The 3,307-nt window shown below is 71.2% G+C and carries 2 protein-coding genes; both read left to right on the forward strand.

Annotation, left to right across the window (positions count from 1 at the left end; genetic code table 11):
• Positions 1–445: 445 nt before the first annotated feature.
• Positions 446–1,261 carry an AfsR/SARP family transcriptional regulator gene (locus tag AC08OT_RS19705; protein WP_476593524.1) on the forward strand — a complete coding sequence of 272 codons (816 nt, stop codon included), beginning with the start codon at positions 446–448 and terminating at the stop codon, positions 1,259–1,261.
• Positions 1,255–3,303, forward strand: a complete 2,049-nt coding sequence (locus tag AC08OT_RS19710; RefSeq protein WP_476593523.1) for a tetratricopeptide repeat protein — start codon at positions 1,255–1,257, stop codon at positions 3,301–3,303. The genes AC08OT_RS19705 and AC08OT_RS19710 overlap by 7 nt, the downstream gene beginning before the upstream one ends.
• Positions 3,304–3,307 lie beyond the last annotated feature (4 nt).

Here is a 3,307-nt window from a genome sequence, read left to right on the forward strand (position 1 = left end):
CCAGGCTCCTGGGCACCGTGATCGCCATGCTCCCAACCCCCTCCGCCTCGCCGGCCGTCTCCCGGCCGCCTGCCACCCTCGGTTTCGTGGGCTCAGTGCACCTCCGAGCGATCAACGCCCACTGCACGCACAATCACCAGAACCATTGAGAATGTGTTGATCGAAACAGCCGGATTCCGCGATCGGGTCACGCGACGCCCCACGGAGCCGGACCGCTACCCGCACCGGGCACCGGGCACCGGGCACCGGGCACCGGGCAGGCCTGACGCGGATAACGACAGGGGTCGTTCCAGATCGGTGGTTGCCGCCATGTCCCCTCCCGGAGCACGCTGCGGTAAACAGACATCACCGGGGGTCATACGAGAGGACCAGATGCCCGACCGCGACAACCTGCAGTTCGCCATCCTCGGCCCGTTGGAGATCACCACCGGGGGGGGCACCCATCGTGCTAGGCGGCACCCAGCGCAAGGTGCTGATGGCCGCGTTGCTGCTGGAAGCCGGTCAGGTGGTGCCCGGTCACCGGCTGCTAGAGGTGATCTGGGGGGATCCACCGCCGGAGAAGGCGCTGGCCACATTGCGCACCCATGTCAGCGAGCTGCGGCGGCGGCTGGAGACCGGGCCCGAGGTGCTGTTGCGCAAGGGGACCGGGTACGTCCTCGACGTACGCCCGGAGCAGATCGACTCCGAACAGGCCCGTCGGCTGCTGGAACAGGGCCGGCGCGCGGTGGACGACGGTGACCCGGTGAGCGCGATCGCCCCGCTGCAGGAGGCCCAGGCCCTCTGGCGGGGACCGCCGCTGGTCGACCTGATCGACTACCCGTTCACCCGAGCCTACGTGGACGCCCTCGACGAACTCCAGCTCGACGTCGTCAAGACCCGGATCGCCGCCGACCTCTCCCTGGGTCGTCATCGCGAGGTCATCGGGGATCTGCGCGTGCTGGTGACACGGCACCCCCACGACGACGGGCTGCGCCGGGAGCTGGTTTTCGCCTTCTATCGGGACGGTCGGATCGAGGACACGGCCCGGGCCTGCCGAGAGGGCCTGGAGGCACTGCACGACCTGGGGCTGGACTCCGCGATGTTGCAGCAGCTGCAGGAGGACGTGCTGCGCGGCACGTCCAGCCTGGCCTGGACCCCGCCCCGCTCGCTCGACCGGCCGGTCTCCGTGGCGCCCACGAGCCAGGGGGGATACCAGCTGCCCCGGACATCCGCGAATACACCGGACGCGACACGATCCAGGCCCAGGTGCACGCCATGCTGACCGATCCGGTCGGGCTGTCATGGGGAACCGTGGTGGCGGCGTTCGCGGGTAAGGCCAGCGCCGGCAAGACCGCCTTGGCCGTGCACGTCGCGCATCGCGTCCGCACGGGGTTCACCGACACGCTGTACGTGGACCTGCGGGGCAACAGCACCCCACTGGACCCGGCCCGGGTGCTGTCCCGGTTCGTCCAGACGCTCGGGGTCAGCCGCTCCGCGGTACCGGCCGACCCCGACGATCTCGGCGAGATGTACCGGGAGCTGCTCGTGACCCGCAAGGTTCTGATCATCCTCGACAACGCGGGGGGCGAGGCGCAGATCCGGCCGCTGATGCCGACCAGCCCGGGCTGCGCGGTCATCATCACGAGTCGGTCGCGGCTGCACGGCCTGAACGCCCCGTACTGGATGGTGGACGTCCTGCTGCCCAGTGACGCGGTGGAGCTGCTGGCCAAGGTGGTCAGCACGCAGCGGGTCGACGCCGAACCCGAGGCCGCGCGCGACATCGTCGGTCTGTGCGGCTACCTACCGCTGGCGATCCAGATCGCCGGGCGCAAGCTGGCCGCCCATCCGCACTGGAAACTGGCCCGCCTGGCCGGGCGGCTCGCCAACGAACGCGACCGGCTGTCCTGGCTGGAGGCCGGCGACCTGGAGATCCGGGCCAGCTTCTCGCTGAGCTACGAGGGCCGGCCGCCGGACGAGCAGCGCGCCTTCCGGCTGCTGTCGCTGCCTGCGATGAGCGATTTCGCGCCGTGGGCCGCGGCGGCGGTCCTCGACCTCGACCTCGACGAAGCCGAGGACGTCGTCGACCGGCTCGCCGACGCCCAGCTACTCGAACGACGTGGCGCCGACCGGACAGGAACCGAACGCTACCGCTTTCACGACCTGCTCCGGGTGTTCGCCCGGGAGCGCGAGACCGGGGTCGGCACCCCACTCGGCCACCCCGCGACCCCGGGCCGGATCCCCGAGGCCTGCGGGGACAACCGTCACACCGGCAACGGGCACACCGACAACGGGCATCACGACGCTGCCGGGGCCCCCTCCACCGTGTCCGGAGAACACCGGGCGGCCCTGGGCCGGCTGCTGTACGCCTATCTGGCGATGCTGCGGGAGGCGGTCGACACCTTCAGCCCCGGCGAGGTGCGCACCCTTACCCCCGTCGCCGAGGACGTGGCGGCGCTCACGACGGGGGCCGTGTTTCGGTTTGAACAGGCAGGCGTCGCCGACCTGGTCGGTCAGCCGCTGGTCTGGTTCGGCGGGGAACGAGGAAACCTCATGAGCCTGATCGACCAGGCCCACGCGGCCGGTCTCGGCGAGCCGACCTGGCTGCTCGCCACCGAGGCCGCCGAGTTCTACGCCTTCGCGGCGCACTGGGGCGACTGGGAGCAGAGCCACGTCCTGGGGCTGGCCGCGGCCCGCCGGGCCGGGCACCGCCTCGCCGAGGCGACGCTGCTGACCAACCTCGCCGAGCGCGACGTCACGCTGGCCTTCGAGGACGCCTTCTGGCGACTGGACGCGGACGGCACGGACCCCGACGGTCAACCGGCGGTCGAGGTCTACCGGGCTACGGTCGACCACTTGGCGCTGGCCACGGAGCGCCTCACCCGGGCCCGGGAGATCTTCGCCGACTTCGGCGACGAGCTGGGTGAGGCCCGGACGCTGCGCGGGCTGGCCGACGCCTGCCGCGGTCGGGGGGAGTTCTCCACGGCCCTGGTCCGCTTCGAGGCCGGCCTGGAGATGATGCGCCGGGCCGGCGCCCGCAAGGCCGAGGCGGAGACCCTGGTGAACGTCGCCATGGTCCACGGCGACCGCAACGAGCTCACCGACGGCATCAACTGCCTGACGATGAGCCTGTCGATCGCCCGCGAACTCGGCAACCGTCCGCTGGAGGCGCTGGCCCTGCGCCGGCTGGGCGATCTCCACCGTTTCCAGCACCGGTTGGACCGGGCCCTGGCAAGCTACAACGAGAGCCTGCCGCTGCTCGCCGAGCTACCCGACACCCGCTGGGAGCCACGTGTGCTCATCCGCCGGGGTGACATCCTCGCCTAGGTCT

It is taken from the genome of Frankia sp. CgJB1 (assembly GCF_977947065.1).

Bases quoted from the DNA above. Each gene is read 5' to 3' on its own strand.
- AC08OT_RS19710 (WP_476593523.1), top strand. From the start codon at position 1,255: ATGCTGACCGATCCGGTCGGGCTGTCATGGGGAACCGTGGTGGCGGCG.